Origin of the sequence: Marinobacter sp. 3-2, from assembly GCF_003751355.1 — a bacterium.
Taxonomy (GTDB): Bacteria; Pseudomonadota; Gammaproteobacteria; order Pseudomonadales; family Oleiphilaceae; genus Marinobacter; species Marinobacter adhaerens.
The window spans coordinates 587,972-607,939 of the sequence record NZ_RJUQ01000013.1 but is presented as its reverse complement, the minus strand read 5'-3'; the positions used below and the strand labels follow the sequence as shown (position 1 = coordinate 607,939).

Sequence of the window (19,968 nt, the reverse complement as noted above, 5' to 3'; positions counted from 1 at the left end):
GTGACGGCAGGAAGGACAAGCAAATATCAGCTATGGCGACGGTAATCCGGGTCTGTCCAGCACACAGGAAGCGCTTCACCGGAGGGAAATGCGAGTTCGGCTTTTTTAAACAATTCAGGATCCTGCGCCTCCTCTCCGTAATGGAGGCTGCCTCGCACCTGCTGGCTATGGGGATCAAACAGCGCCTGTGTATCCAGAACTTCGATCAGGTGCCCGGTTGCTTTTTCAGCGACGAACATAGAGGCCTCCTTGGGAATGAATGTCTCCTTTCAACGTAGCAGATGGGCCGCTATCGAGACAGGTGCTTGAGGGCTACGGAGAGCACAAAGGGACGGGTGGGCAAGGCGGAGAATCTGCAGATATGAGACATTTCGCTACATTAAATATTGGTTCTCGGCTTTTCCGGTGAAGAAAGGCTGTTAAGCTGATGATCAGGAAAATAAAAAAGCCTGATGGCGATATAACGGGGTCTACTGTTGGTGATCCTCAGCACTGCTCTGCGTATCTTTTTACTGAGTCTGGCGACTTTCACGTCGCATTTTGCGCATGCGGATAGCGCCCCGGTCACACTTGCCTCAGAAAAACCGATTGAAAGCCATTTCCAGTACTGGGAAGACGCCAGCGCCGAAGCGGAGCTGGCCGATGTTCGCGCCCTCCCCGATGCAGCCTGGCAGACCAACCCATCGGGAAAGGCCACCTTCGGGATTACCGATTCCGCCTACTGGCTGCGGGTTGAGGTGCAAAACCAGACCGGCCGCGACCAGCTTCTGATTGCAGAGCTGGGCTATTCCCAGCTTGATGACGTGGTGTTTCACGAGCTCTCCGGCGGCACCCTGCTCCGAGAATTCGCCACCGGGGACACCCGCTCTTTCTACCCCAGGGATGTCGACCATCCCAACATGCTATATCGATTCCATGTAGCCCCGGACGCCTCGAAAACGCTTTATATCCGGGTCGCCACCCAGGGCACGATGGTGGTGCCGCTGCAGATCTGGCAACAGAATGATTTTTACGAGGCCGCTGCCAACGAGCAGAAACTGCACTTTTTCTATTACGGCAGTCTGGCAGTGATCATCCTGATCAACCTGGCCGTGTTCCTGACCCTGCGAGAAAAGCTGTACCTGTTTTACGCCCTGGCCATTTCCGGCTACTTCCTGTTCTTCGCCGCTGTGCGCGGCTATACACTTCAGCACATTTACCCGGGCGCACCGTTTCTTCACACGCATGTGCTTCTGCTGTCGATGCCATTCCTGGCGATGTTCTCGATACTGTTCTGCATGGAGTTCCTCCAGGTGCGCTCTAACAGCCCCAGGCTGTACCGGGCCCTGCAGGCGATGCTCTTGTTTGAAATGCTGTTTTTCCTGTCTGCGCCGCTGCTGGATTACGACACCGGTATCCGGGTGGCGGCCGTTTCCGCGTTCGCATTCTTCTCGCTGCTCCTGGTGGCCGGCCCTGTTGCCTGGGCTGCCGGTGTCCGGGCCGGGGTGTTCTTCACGATCGCCTGGACACCTCTTACGATAGGGGTCTCGGCAACGGCGGGGCGGGCCCTGGGCCTGTTGCCGGAGAATTTCTTTACCGAGTACGCCATGCAGATCGGCTCCGGGCTTGAGGCTTTCATTCTCACGCTTGCCCTCGCCGACCGCCTATACCGGGAACGGGAACAGAAAATCCAGGCTCAGGCCGATATCCTCAAACAACAGAAGGCCCGCAACGAAGCCCAGACCCAGTTGAATGAAGCACTGACCCATGACCCGGTGACCGGGCTACCAAACCGCAACCGGTTCGAATGGATGGTGGATGAGCAATTGCGGCAAAACCCCAACGGGCGCTTCATGGTGGGCGTTACCCGGATAACGCAGCTCAAGGAAATCAACCGGACCCTGGGCCTGGACCGCAGCGAACGTTTGCTCAAGGCCATGGCAGAGCAGATGACCCGTTTGGCCTCAGGCCTGCCGATGGTTCATCACATCGTCGATGCGCGTGGGAACGATGAGCGGGTATATCAGCTGTCTGGCGACAGTTTTGGTTTGTTGGTGAACGTCAGTAAAACGGCAGACGACTTCCAGTCGCTGGATAACGCACTTAAACAACTGGCGGAACCCGTGTTGCTGGACAACATTGCCATAGAGCCCAATCCCCGGTTTGGTGCCGCCAGCTATCCGGAACATGGCAAGAAAGCCGCTCTGCTGATCCGCAATGCCCATGTCGGCATGGAAATGGCGCCTCATGGCCCTTATCAGACCGGCCTGTATTCCCGCAAGGATGACATCTATGACGAAAGCCGGCTGACATTGATGTCCGACCTCCGGGAGGCACTGCACCACAATCAGACCGAGCTCTACTATCAGCCCAAAATCAGCCTGGCGACAGGCAAAGTGGTGGGTGTGGAAGCCCTGATCCGCTGGCATCACCCGGACCGAGGCTGGGTACCGCCGATTGAGTTCGTTCCGATGGCCGAGAAAACCGGGGTGATCAAACATCTGACCCGATGGGTGGTGGATCAGGCTCTGAACGATCTGAAGGAACTCCATACCCTCGATCCGGCTCTGACCGTCTCTGTGAATATCTCTGCCCGGGATCTGAGCTCTCCAGAACTGGTGGGGTTGTTCGAAACCCGGACAAAGCGAAATCAGCTGAACCCGGAACAGGTCATCATTGAGCTGACCGAAACCGCTGCCATGGACGATCCCCACAGGGGCCTGAACGCCCTCAACGATTTAACGGCTATCGGGCTGAAGCTGTCGATTGACGACTTTGGCGCCGGCTACTCCTCGCTTTCCTATCTCAAGAAACTGCCGGCCAGCGAAATCAAACTGGACCGCGCCCTGTTACAGGATATCGAATCCAGCGAGGGCGCGCGGATGATTGTCGAAACCGCCATCAGGATGGGCCAGGGCCTGGGCTATCAGGTGGTGGCCGAGGGTGTCGAAACCGAAAAGTCGGCCCGCCTTTTGAACCAGTTGGGAGCGGAAATGCTCCAGGGCTACTGGATCTGCTCGCCGAAGCCGCTGCACGAGCTACAGGCCTGGCTAGAGGTTGAAAGAAAGGCGCCCAGCCTCCAAGGACTACAACAGGTATAGAATTCCCTGAAAAGGACGGTATTAGCCATGAGCCTTGATCAGATTCAGGCCCTTATCGACACCTGGACGGGATTGGGCATCTGGCTGGCCCTTGTTGCGGCCAGCGTCGTCTGGGTGGTTTACGACCTGAGAACCAGCAACAGCCACATTGCCTCCATGATGCAGTGGGTGTGGGGGCTTACCGTGCTTTATTCCGGGCCGGTCGGCGTGGCTATCTACCGATACTCGGGGCGTAAACAGATCCCGACCGACAGCCTTGCCCGCAAGGGTTTCCGGTCGGTGGCACACTGCTACTCCGGCTGTGGGATCGGTGAAATTCTCGGCGTGATTATTTCGGTTGGCCTGTTTGCCATGGGTAATTTCTGGGCTGCCATCATCACCTTTACGCTGGCCTATATCTTCGGCTTCGCCCTGAATATTGGCCCGATGATGCAGAACGGCATGGCATTCAAAGAGGCGTTCAAGGGCGCCTTCTTCGCAGAAACCATAAGCATCGTTGTGATGGAGTCCGTGGCAATTACCACCGATCTCTACCTCGGCGGCAACGCCACCATGGGTGATGCCCTGTTCTGGTCCTCTCTTTACATCTCACTCTCACTGGGTTTGTTTGCAGCCTGGCCCGCCAACCTGCTGCTGATCAAATACGGCCTCAAGGGTGGCATGGGCGATCCGAGGGATGAGAACGCGGCTGCTCACGCGCACTGCCACTGAATTGCTGATCACATCCAGCGGCGAACCTCGGCACAGTAGGTCGCATAGGCGGCACCGAACTTGTCCCGCATGAACCGCTCCTCCGGAACAATCTGGAAATGGTTCATGTAGAGGACAAATGCCGGTAGAAAAAGCAGGGCCGGCAGATTGCCAAGCCACAGCCCCCAGGCGCAGAGAACCAGCAGGAATCCGAGGTACATCGGGTTTCTGCTGTACCGATAGACACCAGAAACCACGAGACTTTCCGACTGCCCGGGAACCCTGGGATCTACCGTTGTGCCCACCGTTCTGAACGCCAAGACACCAAGAACCGCGATCGCCATACCCGTCAGTGCAACGCCAGACGCCAACCAGCCTGCTGCTGGAATGGCGATTGCCAAGTCAGGTGCAATGCGGGACAGAGCCCACATTCCAACCGCCACAATAGAGACTAGAGCCACCGGCGGTACTTTCAGCTCAAGCGCTGTCATAAGCCATTACTCCTCTGTTGACCGGAGCGCCCGGCCAAGAGCGGTATAATAATCGTAAAAAGCGCTGTTGACGCGTTCGCGTTCCGCGCCCACCGGGTACAGACCCAGTTTTGCCTCTTCAGATTCCCGGGTTCCGCTCACCAGAAAGGCGTTCTTCACGTTTGCATCCTGCACAAACGCTTCAAACGCCCGGGCGCAAAGCTCTTCGGGCAAGCTGAAATATTGAATTCCTGCCGCTTTGTCCGCCTTCACCGAGCACCGGAAGAGCTCGCTGGGCTCTGCGCCTTTTTCGTCCAGAAGAATCGCCTTGAAGCAGGCCTGCAGTCGATCGTTCAGCGGATGCCGCACAGCGTCGTCACGGCCAAGCCAGAGCTTCGAGGCAAACTGGCCTCTCTGGGCCTCGCCGAAAAGTTTCTCGCCGATGTAATGATCGAAGGCGTGAAACCACTCGTGGGCGATGCTGCCGGGCCCGGCATTCTTGGCCAGTGAGAAGCTGCGCGTGGCCGGCGTGTAGTGGGCCGACACACCGGGCCGCCCACCAATGCCATATTGAAGAGCCAGGGTGCCACGCAGGGAAACCAGCGACTCGGTGTCGCCAAGAATGGTCATCAGGTCGCACAGGGCATCGTAGAACAGCGACGCACTGCGCTGTTTTTCCGGCTCGGTGACCCAGCGGCCAAGCTCGATGGAACGGAACTGGAAACGACGGCGGACGTCGAGAAAGGTAACCGGCGCTCCGGCTCGATGGTCCGGGCCCCGACGGTAAAAGGTTTTAGCCATGGGGCTATTGTACGATGAAATTCCGGCCTGTCTTTCAGGCACCGGGAGAAACATTATTTGGCGGGATTGACCGGTTTTATGTGAATTATGACCGTCTGATTTTCCGCCGGCTTGTGCCACACTGCCAGAACCAATAACGACAATATCCGGACCGAGTGTTTGCCATGACCGACACCCAGACCCACTACCGCACCTGTAACATCTGTGAAGCCATGTGTGGCCTCGAAATCCAGCATCGGGGTAGCGAGATCCTGTCCATCAAGGGTGACAGCAACGACCCGTTCAGCCACGGCCATATCTGCCCGAAAGCCGTTGCACTGCAGGATTTCTACAATGACAAGGACCGCCTGAAAGCACCCATGAAGCGCACCGCGGACGGCTGGCAGGAGATCAGCTGGGAAGCTGCCTTCGAGGAAATCGCCTCGCGGTTTCGGGGCATTCAGCAGGAACACGGGCAGGATGCGGTCGGGGTGTACCTGGGCAACCCAAACGCCCACAACTTCGGCAACGCCATCATGCTGCCGCGGTTCTTCAAGGCGCTCGGCACCAATAACCGCTACAGCTCCGCATCGGCGGACCAGTTACCACACCACGTGGCCTCCAATTACATGCTGGGTGCCGGCATGCTGATTCCGGTGCCGGACATCGACCATACGGATTTCATGCTGATCATTGGTGCCAACCCGATTGTTTCCAACGGCAGCCTGATGACCGCCCCCGGCGTCGGCAAACGCCTGAAGGCCATCCAGCAACGTGGCGGCAAGGTGGTGGTGGTTGATCCACGGCGCACCGAGACTGCGAGAAAGGCCGACCAGCACCTGTTTATCCGCCCGGAAACCGATGCCCTGTTCATGCTGGCCATGGTTCACACCCTGTTTGAGGAACAATTGGTTACCCTTGGTCATCTGGAAGACCGGATCGACGGGCTGGAGCAACTGGCCGAGGCCGTAAAACCCTATAGCCCGGAAACCGTGGCGGCAGCCTGTGGTATGACCGCAGAGGCCATCCGCGAGCTGGGCCGGGAGATGGCAGCTGCGAAGAGCGCCGTTTGCTACAGCCGCATGGGCGCATCGACGCAGTCGTTCGGCGGCCTCTGCCAGTGGCTCAACAATGTATTGAACATTCTCACCGGCAACTTCGATAGCCGCGGTGGCGCCATGTTCCCCCAGCCGGCCTTTGATCTTGTCAGGGACAAAAAGGGCAAGCCGAGTTCCTATGGCCGTTACGAGTCCCGGGTGCGAAAACTGCCCTACTTCAACAACGAATTCCCGGTCGCTACCCTGGCTGATGAGATCCTGACCCCGGGCGAGGGCCAGATCCGCGCGATGATCACCATCGCCGGCAACCCCGTGCTTTCGGCTCCCGGTGGAGCCCGCCTGGAAGGCGCCTTCGATAACCTGGATTTCATGGTGTCAGTGGATATCTACCTGAACGAAACCACCCGCCATGCCGACATCATCCTGCCGGCCACAACCGGGCTGGAAGTGCCGCACTTCGATGTGTTCTTCAACTCTTTCGCCGTTCGAAATACCGCCAAGTTCTCGGAACCGATGTTCGAGAAAGGACCGAACCAGAAACACGACTGGGAAATTCTGCGGGATCTGGCCCTGCAGTTAACGGGCCTGGAAGACGATGGCGTAACGCCGGAGGCCATGCTGGATCTGGGACTGAAACACGGCGCCTACGGGAAAGAGGGCATGAGCCTGGAGACCCTGAAAGCCAACCCTCATGGCGTGGATCTGGGACCGCTGCAGCCCTGCCTGGCGCAGCGCATCCAGACCGAAGACGGCAAGATCCGGTTGGCTCCGCAGCTGTATCTGGACGATCTGAAACGCCTGGATGCCTCGGGCCTGTTGCAGTCAGATGAGAACAGCGAGTATCCGTTCACGCTGATCAGCCGCCGCCTGCCCCGCAGCCACAACACCTGGACCCAGAACTCCCACCGGCTGGTAAAAGGCAAGAACCCGTGCACGTTACAGATGAACGCGTCAGATGCCCTCAAAATCGGGCTTGAAGACGGACAACTGGCCACGGTTACGTCGGCTTCCGGAAGCATCAACCTGCCGGTGGAAATCGACGACGATATGTTCGAGGGTGTGATCAGCATGCCCCAGGGCTGGGGCCACAACCGGCCGGACACCGCCATGTCGATCGCCGAGGGACAGCCCGGCGTGAGCATGAACGACGTCACTGATTCCGGGCGCATTGACGCACTGACCGGGAATGCGGCGTTTAATGGTACCCGGGTGGCGGTGAAGGCCGCATAAAGATGCCGGGCAGCTAGCCCGTGCAGCCTTATCGATAACTCCTGATCAGAGTCGTCAATTGTGACTGAAAGTCCGGCTTTTGCATGATTGCATCAACCTGATTGATCACATCGTTAGCGGATGGATGCTGGCGCGAAACCCCAAGATGGAAAGGGATCATGGAGTTTGGAATAAAATCGACCTTGCGAATCTTCAGGTTTTCGGTGTAGCCCAGTTTCCCTGCAATAAAACGGGCGTCTTCAGCGGGCTGCACCAGAAAATCCCCGGCTTCCCGGAACATCAGGAGATGCATCATCGTCTCACTGTCCCGACCGGGAACACGCTCCAGATAGCCTGGTATATTGTTCTCTTCCCATTGAGAGCCCTTTTCGACGATTACCTTCAAACCGGACAAGTCAGCAAAGCTGGAGGCCGATTCGATCAGGTCTTTATTGGGGTTTTCAGCCGAGTAAACCAGGTGGCCAAAATCCTGAATGAAAAGCGGCCCCGCTGAAAAGACTGCGTAGTTCTGCCGCTCCTTCGACGGATAGGTGAGGAGGCCATCGTTCAGCCCCAACCTGACGTTGTACTGCGCCCTCGACCACGGCATCACCGCGCTCGCCATATCGTAGTCGGGGATAAAACTGAAAGTTAACCGTACCACTTCCGGAAATAGCCCGGCTGCCTTTTCATCCTGAGAGAAACTGTAAGGTTTTGAATTGTCGGCAAACGCAAACTTCAGTGTACCCTCTGCCACGGAGACAGCCGGCAAAGCCAGCAACCCCATCGAGCAAACGAGGCACCACAGCGCGATGAGGGCTTTCAGACTGCGTTTGTTCACCAACGTTACCTCTGAAGAAATTCATGCCAGGCCCAAGGTTATACGCCCTGCTCGGATCACAGATTCATGCGAACACAGGGCGTATCACTCCGGCTGCTCGGCCGAATTTACCACTCTAGCTGCGCGCCCGTCTGGTACTCAATCACCCGGGTTTCAAAAAAGTTCTTTTCCTTGCGCAGTGTGGCCTGTTCATCCAGCCAGGGTGAGACGTTCTTTGCTCCGGGGAACGGCTCTTCAAGACCTACCGTCCTGGCACGGCGGTTGGCCACAAATCGGAACTGTTCGCTGTGGTACTCGGCCGAATAACCGAGAATCGGGTCTCGCAGGATGTAGTCCGCATAGGCCCTCTCGGCGGCTTCTGATTCGTCCCACATCTCGCGCACGGCCTTCGGATCGAAGGTGATGTTCTCCTCTTCCACGATCTGGTTGACCACTTTCAGGCCGAAGGAGAAGTGCATGGCCTCGTCCCGCAGGATGTACTGCAGCTGTTCGCCGGTGCCTCGCATTAGCCCACGGCGCTGGAGGGCGAAGATGGGGCTGAAGCCGTTGTAGAACCAGGTGCCTTCGAACACCGCCGCGAAGAACAGGTAAGACATGATGAATTCCTGCAGGTCGTCTTTGTTACGCAGGTTCATATCCGGCCGCATGGCCGCATCCAGCCGGCGGTTGGCAATCTGGATCTTGCCGTTGATGGCGGGCACCACGCGGTAGCGGTTGTAGATCTCGCTCTGGTCCAGGTTGAGGGTTTCGATGCAGTGCTGGTAGGCCCAGGTGTGCATGGCTTCCTCGTACACCTGGCGGGCCTGGTAGATCTGCAGCTCGGGCGCGCTCATCTTCTCCATCACCGCCAGGCCGATGTTGCGCATGGCGAGGATGTCGGAAGTGGTGAGGTAAGCCAACACGTTCTCGTACACGTGCTTTTCCGGCGCGGTCAGCCGGTGGTGGTAGTCGTGAACGTCCTGGGCCATGTTCACGTCCAGGGGGGTCCAGTGGTTCTTGTTGGCGTTCATGAAATACTCCCAGGCCCAGGGGTACTTGAACGGTGCCAGCTGGTTAATGTCGGTTTCGCCGTTGATGACGCGTTTGTCGTCCACGTTCACCGGTGCCGGGGCGCCGGGATGCGCCGCTTTGGATTCAGTTTTTGGTTCGTCGTCCCAATCAAGCATGGTTTTGCCTCGAAATCGTTAAGTGAGCAGTTACTGACAGGCTTCGCAGTCCGGATCGTCGATGCTGCACACCTGGGGTTGGGGCGCGGCAACCGGTGCGGTTTTTTCAGCGCCGGTAGCTCCCAGGGAGCGCAGGTAATAGGTGGTTTTCAGCCCACGTTCCCAGGCCAACTGGTACAGGGCATCCAGCTTTTTGCCGCTGGGCTCGGCCATGTACAGGTTCAGGCTCTGGGCCTGGTCCAGCCATTTCTGGCGCCGTGCTGCGGCTTCCACCAGCCATCTTGCGTCGATCTCAAAGGCGGTGGCGTATCGCGCTTTCAGTTCGTTGGGGATGCGGTCGATCTGCTGAACGCTACCGTCGAAATACTTGAGGTCATTCACCATCACGTTGTCCCACAGGTCTTCGGCCTTGAGGTCACGAACCAGGGAAGGATTGACCACCGTGAACTCGCCGGAGAGGTTCGATTTCACAAACAGGTTCTGGTACGCCGGTTCGATGGACTGGGACACACCCACGATGTTGGAAATCGTCGCAGTCGGAGCGATCGCCATCACGTTGCTGTTGCGCATGCCGTTTTTTGCGATCAGTTCGCGTACGGGAGACCAGTCCAGCCGGGCGTTGGTGTTCACAGACAGGTCCCCTTCCCGGCGGTTTTCCTTGAGCAGGTTGATGGAGTCGATGGGCAGGATGCCCTGCTGCCAGAGTGAACCCTCATAGCTCTCATAGGCACCTCGCTCACCCGCCAGCGAAGCTGAGGCGCGGATGGCGAAGTAGCTGAGTTGCTCCATGGCAACGTCAGCAAACTCAACCGCTTCCGGGCTGGAGTACGGCAGGCCCAATTGATAGAGCGCGTCCTGGAAACCCATGAGGCCGAGGCCAACCGGGCGATGCTTGAAGTTGGAGTTGCGGGCCTGGGGCACGGCGTAGTAGTTGATGTCGATAACGTTATCGAGCATGCGCACGGCGGTGTTTACCGTCTGTTCCAGACGCTTCACATCCAGCTCGCCATTGGCGATGTGGGCCGCAAGGTTCACGGAACCAAGGTTGCACACGGCGATCTCGTCGGCGCTGGTGTTCAAGGTAATTTCCGTACACAGGTTGGAGCTGTGTACCACGCCCCGATGTTGCTGGGGGGAGCGGAGGTTGCACGGCTCCTTGAAGGTAATCCAGGGATGGCCTGTTTCAAACAGCACGGTGAGCATCTTGCGCCAGAGTTGCTTGGCCGGGATCCTCTTGAACAGCTTGATTTTGCCCTGCTCTGCGAGGGCTTCGTAATGCTCGTAGCGTTCCCGGAAGGCGTTGCCATACAGGTCGTGCAGATCCGGCGCATCGCTGGGGGAGAACAGGGTCCATTCCCGATCTTCGCGCATGCGCTCGATCAGCAGGTCGGGCACCCAATTGGCGGTGTTCATATCGTGGGTGCGACGGCGTTCGTCGCCGGTGTTCTTACGCAGCTCCAGGAACTCCTCGATGTCCAGGTGCCAACTTTCCAGGTAGGCACACACCGCGCCCTTGCGCTTGCCGCCCTGGTTGACCGCCACGGCGGTATCGTTCACCACTTTCAGGAAAGGCACCACGCCCTGGCTCTGGCCGTTGGTTCCTTTGATGTGGGAGCCCAGCGCCCGCACCGGTGTCCAGTCATTACCCAGGCCGCCCGCCCATTTCGACAGCATGGCGTTATCGCGGATGGCGCCGTAGATGTCTTCAAGATCGTCGCCCACCGTCGTCAGGTAACAGGACGACAGCTGAGAATGGCGGGTACCGCTGTTGAACAGCGTGGGTGTGGACGCCATGTAGTCGAACGACGACAAGAGGTTGTAGAACTCGATGGCCCGGGCATTCGGGTCGTCTTCCCGCAGGGCCAGGCCCATGGCCACGCGCATGAAGAAAACCTGTGGCAATTCGAGGCGGGCCTTGTTCCAGTGCAGGAAATAGCGGTCGTACAGGGTTTGCAGACCCAGGAAGCCAAACTGCAGATCCCGCTCCGGCTGAAGGGCGGCACCCAGGCGCTCCAGATCAAAGGCGGCCAGAGCGTCATCCAGCAATTCGTAACGGATTCCCGCCTCGACAAAGGCGCTCAGTGCCTGTGGATAAATCTCAGCCAATGGCAGACTGATAGGCAGACCAAGGGCAGCGGCATTCTCCAGGCGAAGCTGCTCCAGGAGCAGGCGTGCGGTGACGGCACTGTAGTCCGGCTCCCGCTCAATCCGGCTGCGAGCCGTCATGATCAGGGCCGACAGCACGTCTTCCTCAGCGATGCCGTCGTACAGGTTGGTCAGGGCATCGTCCACCAGGGAATCACCGTCGATGCCCTCCAGCCCGGTGGCGGCTTGCTCCACCTGCACTTTCATCAGGCCCAGATCCAGCGGAGCAATCTCGCCACTGGTCTTTTTCACCGTCAGGTGGGGGTGTGCCTCAACCGGGGCATGGCGGGCGCGCTCGCGGGCATGCTCTTCCCGGTACAGGACGTAGGCGCGGGCCACCTTCTGCTCTTCCGCCCGCATCAGGGCCAGTTCCACCTGATCCTGGATGTCTTCGATATGCACCTTGCCACCGGCTTTCAGGCGGCGACCGATGGCCTGGATCACCTGGTCAGTCACCCGATGTACGGCATCGTTGATCCGTGCGGAGCCGGCGGCTTTGTCACCCTCGACGGCGAGGAAGGCTTTGGTCACGGCAATGCTGATCTTGGACGGATCAAAGCCCACAAGCGTGCCGTTGCGCTTGATGACCTGAAGGGATTCCGTGTCCGTGTGCGAGGTTGGCCGGGGTTCGGCCAGGGCTGAGGCAGACATGCAGTGTTCTCCTGAATACGCGTTGAGTTCCTTTCACCATCGCGTACGCAGGGGCACACCTCACCATGGGAATGGCTGGGCATAACCGGTCTGCTCACCCTGGGTCGCGAAGGTGCAGTTGGGAGCCTTAAGGCTCCTTCATCCCTGGCAGGTCTTCGGACTCAGGGGCGTGAATCGTTCGATTCGGCCTCGTGTGGCGACTTCCCGGCTTTCGCCAGTGTCTTGATGCCACGCTTGTTCCCCAATACCGCTGCGCGTCAGTTCCGGAGTCTCACCGGATTCCCGATACCAGAATGGCTGAGATGATCACACGTTGACCGAGTTGGTTACGCACTGATCACTACATCTGGTATTTGACCAAGGATAGAAACACTATATACACGATATTCGGAAGGGACAACCTGAAGCAATAAAAAAGGCCCCGGAGAGGGGGCCAAACACGTGACAGTTTCAACTCAGCCAATCAGTGGCTGATCATCCAGGGCCGCATGGAGGGAAACATCTTCTTCCCGTCAGCGGTGTAGAACAGCATGGACTTTCCGGGTTTCGGGGCGCCGCAGCCGCAGGCGCGACTGTGCTCCTTATCATTCGCCCTTCGGTCTGCGGTGGAAAACACCGGCTCATGCCGGGACCGCTCGTTCCGATCCTCGGCAGCCCTTTTGGCCGGGTCCATGGCGGCAATGTGGGATGGCAATACGATCACCCGCGGCGACATGACCTTGCAGGTGGGGCATTGCGCCGGCTTGGCCGCATCCTCCATGGTGGCCAGTGTGTGAAAGAGGCCATGTTCACGGCACTTGTAGTCATACACGGGCATGGCGATTACTCCTTATCTTTCGACAGCGGTACGTCCATGCCCCCGCTGACTTTTTTCTGCGGACCCTCAGCGGACGGGTTAATGTCGAAGTCGAAGATGCCCGTCGGTAACCAGAGCGTGGCGCAGGCGTTCGGGATATCCACCACGCCGCTGATGTGGCCTTCCACCGGCGCACAACCCAGAATCGCGTAGGCCTGAGCCTTGGTGTAACCGAACTTGGTCATGTATTCGATGGCGTTCAGACACGCCTGACGATAGGCCACATGAACGTCCAGGTAATGCTGGCCGCCGTCCTCGTCTACGGAGATGCCTTCGAAGATCACATAGTCGTCGTAACGGGGCTTGATCGGGCTGGGCTTGAACACCGGATTCTTGATGCCGTACTTCTTCACGCCGTCCTTGATCAGGTTTACCCGCAGATGAATCCAGCCGGCCATTTCGATGGCGCCACAGAAGGTGATTTCGCCGTCGCCCTGGCTGAAGTGAAGGTCGCCTACAGAGAGGCCGGCCCCGTCCACGTACACCGGGAAATACACCTTGGAGCCACGGGACAGATCTTTGATGTCACAGTTGCCACCATGTTCCCGCGGCGGCACGGTACGCGCGGCCTCGGCGCCGGCAGCTTTGGCGGCATCACCGGTCATCTGGCCCATGTGGGCGGTCTCACCATTGGGCAGTGTTGCCAGTTCCGGCACACGCTCCGGATCGGTCGCGACCAGTCCGGCTTCACGCTTGTTCCAGGTATCCAGCAATTCTTTGGAGGGCAGGCAGCCAATCAGGCCCGGGTGAATCAGGCCGGCAAATTCCACATTGGGAATGTGCCGGGATTTGGTGAACATGCCGTTGAAGTCCCAGATGGATTTCTGGGCCTCCGGGAAGTGTTCGGTCAGGAAGCCACCGCCGTTCTGCTTGGAGAAGAACCCGTTAAAGCCCCACTGGCTCTCTTCGAAAGTGCCGATGTCGAGGATGTCGACTTCCAGCAGGTCGCCCGGCTCTGCGCCCTCGACCCCGATCGGTCCCGACAGGAAGTGAACCTGGCTGAGATCAACATCGCGCACGTCGTCGGCGCTGTCGTCGTTCTTGATCTGGCCGCCGGTCCAGTCATAGCACTCAACGATGAAATCGTCGCCCGGCTTGACGGTGGCCACCAGCGGAATATCCGGGTGCCAGCGGTTGTGAATTTTGTCGTTCTCATAGGCCGACTTGTTCAGATCGATCTTGATAATGGTTTCAGCCATAACGGGCGCTCCTTGGTGTTGGCTTGCACGATTAGGTAACGGCTTTACTATCCGAAATCCCGTCCCTGTGAGGTATTCGCGAAATGCCCCCGGTGCCTACGTCATTCGACGTATTGGTGCACCGTGACCTTCCTGCCCTGCAGGCCGGCTTCAAACCGGCGACAGTCCGGATACGCCAGCAACGCCCGGGCAACGGCGGGTTCGAGCCGCTGGCGAAAAGCCCGCAGCAGTTCCCGGGCGCCATAGCGAGCGTCGTAGCCACGGCACAGTTCCTCTCGCAGCTCAGGCGACAGCGACAGCTCAGCGTGCTTTTTGGACAACCGGCGATTGAGGCCCGCCAGCTCAATATCCAGCAGGGCTTCCAGCCAGTTGTCGGTAAGTCGGTTGAAGGTGAGGATCTGATCAATCCGGTTGAGGAATTCCGGGTCAAAGTGCCGGCGCAGGGCGGTATCGCGAATGGCCTCGCCGTTGCCGGCTGATAACCCGAGCCAGCGGCGCCAGCCCCGCTGGTAGCTCTGCTCATACGTCTCCGCCTCCAGCGCACCGGCGTTGCTGGTCATGAAGATCAGGGTGTTGCGGAAGTCGATCTCGCGGTTACCGGAGGGAAACACCAGCCGACCGGTGTCCAGCACGTTCAGCAGCGTGCGCACCACTTCCTTGCTGGCTTTTTCGATTTCATCAAACAACACAATGCCGGGTTTGCTAAACGAGCCCTGTACCTTGTCCAGATCGAACAGGCTGTGGCCTTCCTTACTGCCCACGTAGCCCGGCGGTGCACCGGTCAGGGCTGCGGCGTAATGCTCCTGGGCCAGGGTGTTCATGTCGATACGGCACAGGCCATCGCGATTACCGTGGATGGCTTCGGCAGTGAGGCGCACGGTTTCGGTTTTGCCCACGCCGGTGGGACCCAGGAACAGGTGCACCGCCAGCGGCCGGCTGTCCTCGCCGATATCGGCTTTCACCCGCACCAGCATGGATTCCATGGCGGCCAGGGCCTCATCCTGGCCGACGATATTTTCCCGCAGTCTGGCCATCACGGCCTCGGGCTCGAAGCGGAACCGGGAAGCACGAACCGGGCCTGAGGCGGCCCGGTTCTTTTCAATGGTTTCCCGATTGGCTTCCAGCCGTTCGTTGATAAACGGCATGAACGCCTCCCGGGCTTAAGCCCCTGCGGATTTTTCCTTGCAGTCGAACGGCAGCTCGCCCACCGGGCACTCGGCGGTACCTACCGTCTTCCGGGTCATGGCCTCCACGTTTTCCTGCGCCTTCTGGGCGTCCATCACCCAGGTACGGTAGAACTCGAACGGGCAGTCGGCCACGCCCTTGTCGCCGTCCCCGGAGGCATGCACACCGGTGTAGCCCCTGTGCAGCAGCTTGAACAGGTGATTCTGGGACTGGTCGTTCGCACGGGCATCACGGATCTGGCTTACGGACAGCTGGGCATACTGGATACCCATATCTTCCTCACCGCATTCCCCGAGGGTACGGCCATCGAAGCCAATGATCGCGGAGTGGCCGAAGTAGGAATACACGCCGTCAAATCCGGCGGCGTTGGCCACCGCAACGTAACAGTTGTTGGCCCAGGCCATGCTCTTGGCCATCATCACCTGCTGTTCCTTGGCCGGGTACATGTAGCCCTGACAGCGAACAATCAGCTCCGCCCCCTTCATGGCGCAATCGCGCCAGATCTCGGGATAGTTGCCGTCGTCGCAGATGATCAGGCTGATCTTCATGCCCTTTGGCCCCTCGGTGACGTAGGTGGTGTCACCCGGGTACCATCCCTCGATCGGACACCAGGGGATACACTTGCGGTATTTCTGAACGACCTCACCCTCGTTGTTGATCAGAACCAGGGTGTTGTACGGCGCCTTGTTGGGGTGATCCTCGTGTCGTTCTCCGGTCAGCGAAAACACGCCCCAGGTGTTCGCCTCACGACAGGCGGCGGAGAAGATGGCCGTTTCGTCACCGGGCACGGTGGCCGCGGTTTCCATCATTTCCTCGTTGTCGTACATGATGCCCATGGTGCTGTATTCCGGGAACACCACCAGGTCCATGCCCGGCAGGCCGACTTTCATACCCTTGATCATGTCAGCAATGTTGCGGGCGTTGTCCAACACCTCAGCTTTGGTATGCAGCCGCGGCATCTTGTAGTTCACCACCGCCACGCCGACGGTATCGTTGCTGCTGGAAATATCACCGTGTCTCATCGTTCTGCTCCTCGTTAAACCGCCAGATAGCTCGCAATCTTGTCCTGATCCGCTTCTTCGCGGCTCTCTTCGTGCACAATCGCGCCCTTTTCAATCACCAGGATCCGGTCTGCCGCATCCATCACGAAGCTCAGAACCTGCTCCGACACCACAATCGACAGGCCCCGCTCATCCCGGATGCGCCGAAGGGTCTGCGCGATTTCCTTGATAATGTTGGGCTGGATACCTTCCGTAGGTTCGTCAAGCAGCAGCACCTTGGGCCGGGTGGCCAGTGCCCGGGCAATAGCCAGCTGTTGTTGCTGGCCGCCGGAGAGGTTGCCACCACGCCGGTTTTGCATTTCCTTCAGTACCGGGAACATCTCGTAGAGGTCCTCGGGTACCTTCTTCTCTCCCACGGCGGCCAGGCCGGTCTCGATATTCTCCCGTACCGTCAGTGTCGGAAAGATCATCCGCCCCTGCGGCACGAAACCGATTCCGGCGCGCACACGCTGGAAGCTCTTCAGGCCGGAAAGGTCGTTCCCATCCAGGCTGACCTCACCGCCTCGCGTGGGGGTCATGCCCACCAGGGATTTCATCAGCGTGGTCTTGCCCATGCCGTTTCGCCCCACCACGGCGACAATTTCGTTCTTTGCCACGTCGAGGTTGAGGTCATCGATGATGGTGCTTTGGCCGTAGGCCACCGAATGATGTTTGATGCTCAGCATGATCAGTGCCCCAGGTAGACTTCGATGACTTTCGGGTCCGATTTCACGTGCTCGATGGACCCTTCGGAAAGGACTTTGCCCTGATGCATGACCGTGACCCGGTCAGCGATATCACCGACAAACTGCATGTCGTGCTCGATCACCAGCACCGTATGGTCCCGGGTAATCACCCTCAGCAGCTCGGCGGTTTTCTTGCGCTCGGTGACGGACATCCCGGCCACCGGCTCATCCAGCATCAGCAGGTCCGGTTTCTGGATCAGCAGCATGCCGATCTCCAGCCACTGCTTCTGGCCATGGCTCAACGAGGCAGCCGGCTCATTCAGGGCCTCGGTCAGGAAGATGGTTTCAGCCACTTCCTCCACAGCCTTGATCACCTCCGCGTCGCGCTTGAATCCCAGGGCGCCCATCACGCTGTGTCCCTTTGGGTAGGACACTTCAAGGTTTTCAAAGACGGTCAGGTCCTCGAACACGGACGGGGTCTGGAATTTCCGGCCCACACCCGAGTGAACAATCTGGTGCTCCTTGAGCTTGGTAAGCTCCTTACCGTCAAACTTGATGGAGCCGGACGTGGCCTTGGTCTTGCCGCAGATCAGGTCCAGAACCGTGGTTTTACCGGCACCGTTGGGGCCAATGATGACCCGGATTTCCTTGGGATCGAGGTAGAAGGACAGGTCATCCACGGCCTTGAAGCCATCGAATGACACGGTCAGGCCTTCGACCGCCAGCAGGAAATCCCCACTTTTGCTTTTGGCTGCACTCATCACGATTTCTCCGGGCTGTAGGAATCGATCATCGGATCGTAATCAGGAGTCTTCTCAGCGGTCGGCTTCGGCTCTGCGGCTTTTTCCGCGGGCTTGGCCTCCAGCTGAGCACCCTTGTTGCGCTTGAAGATCTTGTCTTCCAGGGGCATGACGTAGGTCTGATACAGGCCGGCCAGACCGTTCGGGAAGGCCAGTACGACACCGATAAACAACGCACCCATGGCAAACGGCCAGAGTTCCGGGAAGGATTCCGAGAAGCCACTCTTGGCGGCATTCACGAGCAAGGCACCGTAGACCGCGCCGAGGATGGACAACCGGCCACCCAGGGCACAGAAGATGACCATCTCGATGGAAGCGACGATGCCGATGAACGACGGCGACATGAAGCCGACAATCAGGGTGAACATGGCACCACCGACGCCTGCAAAAGCCGCTGCCAGGCAGAACACGAAGATCTTGAAGGCGGCAACGTCATAGCCGGAAAAACGCACCCGGTTTTCCTGGGCGTTCATGGCCACCAGGATGCGGCCCAGCTTCCGGTTCTGGACAAGGCGCGCCACAAACAGGCAGAGGAACAGCATGCCAACACAGACAAAGTACAGGATGGTCCGGGCCTCATCGGTGCGGATGTCCCAGCCGTTCAGCGTCTGCAGATCGGTAATGCCGTTCACACCGCCGGTATAGCCCTGCTGTCCGATAATCAGGATCGTCAGGATTGCGGCAATGGCCTGGGTGATGATGGCGAAGTACACGCCCCCCACCCGCCGGGTAAACATGGCGAAGCCGATAACGAACGCCAGCAGAACCGGCACACCGATCACCGCAAGCAGGGTGAAGGAGAAGCTGTGGAACGGTTCCCAGAACCAGGGCAGCTCGGTGAGCTGGTTCCAGTCCATGAAATCCGGGATGCCGGGGGTGGACTGGATGGCGGTGGCCTCCGGAGTGGAGGCCTCCAGCTTCAGGAACATGGCCATACAGTAGCCGCCAAGGCCAAAGAACACACCCTGGCCCAGGCTGAGAATGCCGGCTTTGCCCCAGCACATCACCAGGCCAATGGCGACAAAGGCGTAGGTCAGGTACTTGCCCACCATGTTCAGGCGGAATGGGTCCAGCGCCAGTGGCAAAAGCACCACCAACAACACGGCCAGTGCGACGTAATACAGTCCCTCGCGGGTGGCAAACCATTTCAATGGGGATGAACTCTTCATGACAATCTCCTAGCGACGGACCTTGAGGGCCATGAGTCCTTCTGGACGCAGCATCAGGATGCCGACGACAACCAGCAGGGTGAGCACCTTGGCCATGGAACCACTGAGGAAGAACTCCATGGTGGACTGGGCCTGGGATATACCGAAGGCGGACACAATGGTGCCGATCAGGCTCTGGGCACCGCCAAACACCACCACCAGGAAGGTATCTACGATATAAGCCTGGCCAGAGGACGGACCGGTGGAACCGATCATGGTGAAGGCAGCACCCGCGACGCCGGCGATGCCACACCCGAGGGCAAAGGTGGCTCGGTCGATACCGGCACTGTTGATACCAACGGCTTCAGCCATGGGGCGATTCTGAACCACCGCCCGCACTTTCTTGCCATAGCCGGATCGGTACATCAGGAAATACACGCCCACGGCAATGGACAGCGCGATGATCATCACGAACAGGCCGTTGATGGGCAGCTCCACCAGGTCAGTCACCTGGATCGCTCCCATCATCCACTCGGGCAGGTCCACACCCACTTCCCGGGCGCCAAAGATGGATCGGTAAGCCTGCTGCATGATCAGGCTGAGACCCCAGGTGGCCAGAAGGGTATCCAGTGGTCGGTGATAGAGTCGCCGTATCATGAGCCATTCAATGAATGCCCCGAGGGCAGCACAAATCAGGAAAGCCAGAACCATGGCGACGAAGAAGTAGCCGCCGAACAGGCTCGGCAGATAGGACTGGAAAAAACCGGATGTCAGGTAGGTTGTGTAGGCGCCGAGGATCATGAACTCCCCGTGGGCCATATTGATCACCCCCATCTGACCAAAGATGATGGCCAGGCCCAATGCCATCAGTACGAACACTGAAAACAGGGAGAGCCCGGCAAACCCCTGCATGGCAAATATCGACATCAATTCACTGCTGGTGTAGCCATCAAACATGACCCTT

Annotated in this window: 17 protein-coding genes and 1 riboswitch; of the genes, 3 read left to right on the top strand and 14 right to left on the bottom strand. The window is 58.8% G+C overall.

The features are described from left to right. Positions 1–26: 26 nt before the first annotated feature. The gene (locus EDB94_RS10120; protein ID WP_053113332.1) at positions 27–239 is read right to left on the bottom strand and encodes a hypothetical protein; all 213 of its coding nucleotides are present in this window, start codon (positions 237–239) and stop codon (positions 27–29) included. A gap of 240 nt (positions 240–479) precedes the next feature. Here EDB94_RS10120 and EDB94_RS10115 point away from each other — a divergent pair, with 240 nt between their 5' ends. Both EDB94_RS10115 and EDB94_RS10110 read left to right on the top strand, forming a co-directional pair. Continuing rightward, on the top strand, positions 480–3,080 hold the full coding sequence (locus EDB94_RS10115; RefSeq protein ID WP_108018563.1) for an EAL domain-containing protein: 2,601 nt from the start codon (positions 480–482) through the stop codon (positions 3,078–3,080). A gap of 27 nt (positions 3,081–3,107) precedes the next feature. Continuing rightward, on the top strand, positions 3,108–3,791 hold the full coding sequence (locus EDB94_RS10110) for a DUF4396 domain-containing protein (protein ID WP_014578781.1): 684 nt from the start codon (positions 3,108–3,110) through the stop codon (positions 3,789–3,791). 8 nt (positions 3,792–3,799) lie between these two features. On the opposite strand, the gene EDB94_RS10105 is transcribed toward EDB94_RS10110, so the two are convergent. Together EDB94_RS10105 and EDB94_RS10100 are read right to left on the bottom strand one after the other, a co-directional pair. Beyond that, a complete protein-coding gene (locus EDB94_RS10105; protein WP_108018278.1) occupies positions 3,800–4,261 on the bottom strand; it encodes an isoprenylcysteine carboxylmethyltransferase family protein in 462 nt (153 codons plus the stop codon). 6 nt (positions 4,262–4,267) lie between these two features. Beyond that, positions 4,268–5,041, bottom strand: a complete 774-nt coding sequence (locus tag EDB94_RS10100; protein WP_108018277.1) for a CLCA_X family protein — start codon at positions 5,039–5,041, stop codon at positions 4,268–4,270. A gap of 164 nt (positions 5,042–5,205) precedes the next feature. Here EDB94_RS10100 and EDB94_RS10095 point away from each other — a divergent pair, with 164 nt between their 5' ends. Next, positions 5,206–7,308, top strand: a complete 2,103-nt coding sequence (locus tag EDB94_RS10095) for a molybdopterin-dependent oxidoreductase (RefSeq protein WP_108018276.1) — start codon at positions 5,206–5,208, stop codon at positions 7,306–7,308. Between the two features lie 28 nt (positions 7,309–7,336). On the opposite strand, the gene EDB94_RS10090 is transcribed toward EDB94_RS10095, so the two are convergent. The 11 genes from EDB94_RS10090 to urtB all read right to left on the bottom strand — a co-directional run bounded on the left by EDB94_RS10090 (position 7,337) and on the right by urtB (position 19,961). After that, positions 7,337–8,128: an ABC transporter substrate-binding protein gene (locus EDB94_RS10090; RefSeq protein WP_108018275.1), complete on the bottom strand. Its 792-nt coding sequence runs from the start codon at positions 8,126–8,128 to the stop codon at positions 7,337–7,339. A 107-nt stretch (positions 8,129–8,235) separates the two neighbouring features. Beyond that, on the bottom strand, positions 8,236–9,294 hold the full coding sequence (locus EDB94_RS10085) for a ribonucleotide-diphosphate reductase subunit beta (RefSeq protein ID WP_108018274.1): 1,059 nt from the start codon (positions 9,292–9,294) through the stop codon (positions 8,236–8,238). 30 nt (positions 9,295–9,324) lie between these two features. Then, on the bottom strand, positions 9,325–12,090 hold the full coding sequence (locus EDB94_RS10080) for a ribonucleoside-diphosphate reductase subunit alpha (RefSeq protein ID WP_108018273.1): 2,766 nt from the start codon (positions 12,088–12,090) through the stop codon (positions 9,325–9,327). Between the two features lie 128 nt (positions 12,091–12,218). Then, positions 12,219–12,427: riboswitch (cobalamin riboswitch) on the bottom strand. Positions 12,428–12,553: 126 nt separating this feature from the next. Further along, the gene (locus EDB94_RS10075) at positions 12,554–12,907 is read right to left on the bottom strand and encodes an FmdB family zinc ribbon protein (protein WP_108018272.1); all 354 of its coding nucleotides are present in this window, start codon (positions 12,905–12,907) and stop codon (positions 12,554–12,556) included. Between the two features lie 5 nt (positions 12,908–12,912). Continuing rightward, positions 12,913–14,145 (bottom strand): formamidase, encoded by a 1,233-nt coding sequence (fmdA, locus tag EDB94_RS10070; RefSeq protein ID WP_108018271.1) that lies wholly within the window; start codon positions 14,143–14,145, stop codon positions 12,913–12,915. Positions 14,146–14,246: 101 nt separating this feature from the next. Further along, a complete protein-coding gene (locus EDB94_RS10065) occupies positions 14,247–15,290 on the bottom strand; it encodes an AAA family ATPase (protein WP_108018270.1) in 1,044 nt (347 codons plus the stop codon). A 15-nt stretch (positions 15,291–15,305) separates the two neighbouring features. Then, positions 15,306–16,352, bottom strand: a complete 1,047-nt coding sequence (locus tag EDB94_RS10060) for an aliphatic amidase (RefSeq protein ID WP_108018269.1) — start codon at positions 16,350–16,352, stop codon at positions 15,306–15,308. Between the two features lie 14 nt (positions 16,353–16,366). Then, positions 16,367–17,056, bottom strand: a complete 690-nt coding sequence (gene urtE, locus EDB94_RS10055) for an urea ABC transporter ATP-binding subunit UrtE (RefSeq protein ID WP_014578803.1) — start codon at positions 17,054–17,056, stop codon at positions 16,367–16,369. A 2-nt stretch (positions 17,057–17,058) separates the two neighbouring features. After that, on the bottom strand, positions 17,059–17,817 hold the full coding sequence (urtD, locus tag EDB94_RS10050) for an urea ABC transporter ATP-binding protein UrtD (protein WP_162851866.1): 759 nt from the start codon (positions 17,815–17,817) through the stop codon (positions 17,059–17,061). Next, positions 17,817–19,025 carry an urea ABC transporter permease subunit UrtC gene (gene urtC, locus EDB94_RS10045; RefSeq protein ID WP_014578805.1) on the bottom strand — a complete coding sequence of 403 codons (1,209 nt, stop codon included), beginning with the start codon at positions 19,023–19,025 and terminating at the stop codon, positions 17,817–17,819. The genes urtD and urtC overlap by 1 nt, the downstream gene beginning before the upstream one ends. Before the next feature lie 9 nt (positions 19,026–19,034). Beyond that, positions 19,035–19,961: an urea ABC transporter permease subunit UrtB gene (urtB, locus tag EDB94_RS10040; RefSeq protein ID WP_108018268.1), complete on the bottom strand. Its 927-nt coding sequence runs from the start codon at positions 19,959–19,961 to the stop codon at positions 19,035–19,037. Between the last annotated feature and the right edge of the window lie 7 nt (positions 19,962–19,968).

Excerpts from the sequence above, each read along its gene's own strand:
- fmdA (WP_108018271.1), bottom strand. The coding sequence starts at position 14,145 with ATGGCTGAAACCATTATCAAGATCGATCTGAACAAGTCGGCCTATGAG.
- EDB94_RS10065 (WP_108018270.1), bottom strand. The coding sequence starts at position 15,290 with ATGCCGTTTATCAACGAACGGCTGGAAGCCAATCGGGAAACCATTGAA.
- urtC (WP_014578805.1), bottom strand. The coding sequence starts at position 19,025 with ATGAAGAGTTCATCCCCATTGAAATGGTTTGCCACCCGCGAGGGACTG.
- urtB (WP_108018268.1), bottom strand. The coding sequence starts at position 19,961 with ATGTTTGATGGCTACACCAGCAGTGAATTGATGTCGATATTTGCCATG.
- EDB94_RS10105 (WP_108018278.1), bottom strand. The coding sequence starts at position 4,261 with ATGACAGCGCTTGAGCTGAAAGTACCGCCGGTGGCTCTAGTCTCTATT.
- EDB94_RS10095 (WP_108018276.1), top strand. The coding sequence starts at position 5,206 with ATGACCGACACCCAGACCCACTACCGCACCTGTAACATCTGTGAAGCC.
- EDB94_RS10110 (WP_014578781.1), top strand. The coding sequence starts at position 3,108 with ATGAGCCTTGATCAGATTCAGGCCCTTATCGACACCTGGACGGGATTG.
- EDB94_RS10120 (WP_053113332.1), bottom strand. The coding sequence starts at position 239 with ATGTTCGTCGCTGAAAAAGCAACCGGGCACCTGATCGAAGTTCTGGAT.
- EDB94_RS10100 (WP_108018277.1), bottom strand. The coding sequence starts at position 5,041 with ATGGCTAAAACCTTTTACCGTCGGGGCCCGGACCATCGAGCCGGAGCG.
- urtE (WP_014578803.1), bottom strand. The coding sequence starts at position 17,056 with ATGCTGAGCATCAAACATCATTCGGTGGCCTACGGCCAAAGCACCATC.
- EDB94_RS10075 (WP_108018272.1), bottom strand. The coding sequence starts at position 12,907 with ATGCCCGTGTATGACTACAAGTGCCGTGAACATGGCCTCTTTCACACA.
- EDB94_RS10085 (WP_108018274.1), bottom strand. The coding sequence starts at position 9,294 with ATGCTTGATTGGGACGACGAACCAAAAACTGAATCCAAAGCGGCGCAT.
- EDB94_RS10080 (WP_108018273.1), bottom strand. The coding sequence starts at position 12,090 with ATGTCTGCCTCAGCCCTGGCCGAACCCCGGCCAACCTCGCACACGGAC.
- EDB94_RS10060 (WP_108018269.1), bottom strand. The coding sequence starts at position 16,352 with ATGAGACACGGTGATATTTCCAGCAGCAACGATACCGTCGGCGTGGCG.
- urtD (WP_162851866.1), bottom strand. The coding sequence starts at position 17,817 with ATGAGTGCAGCCAAAAGCAAAAGTGGGGATTTCCTGCTGGCGGTCGAA.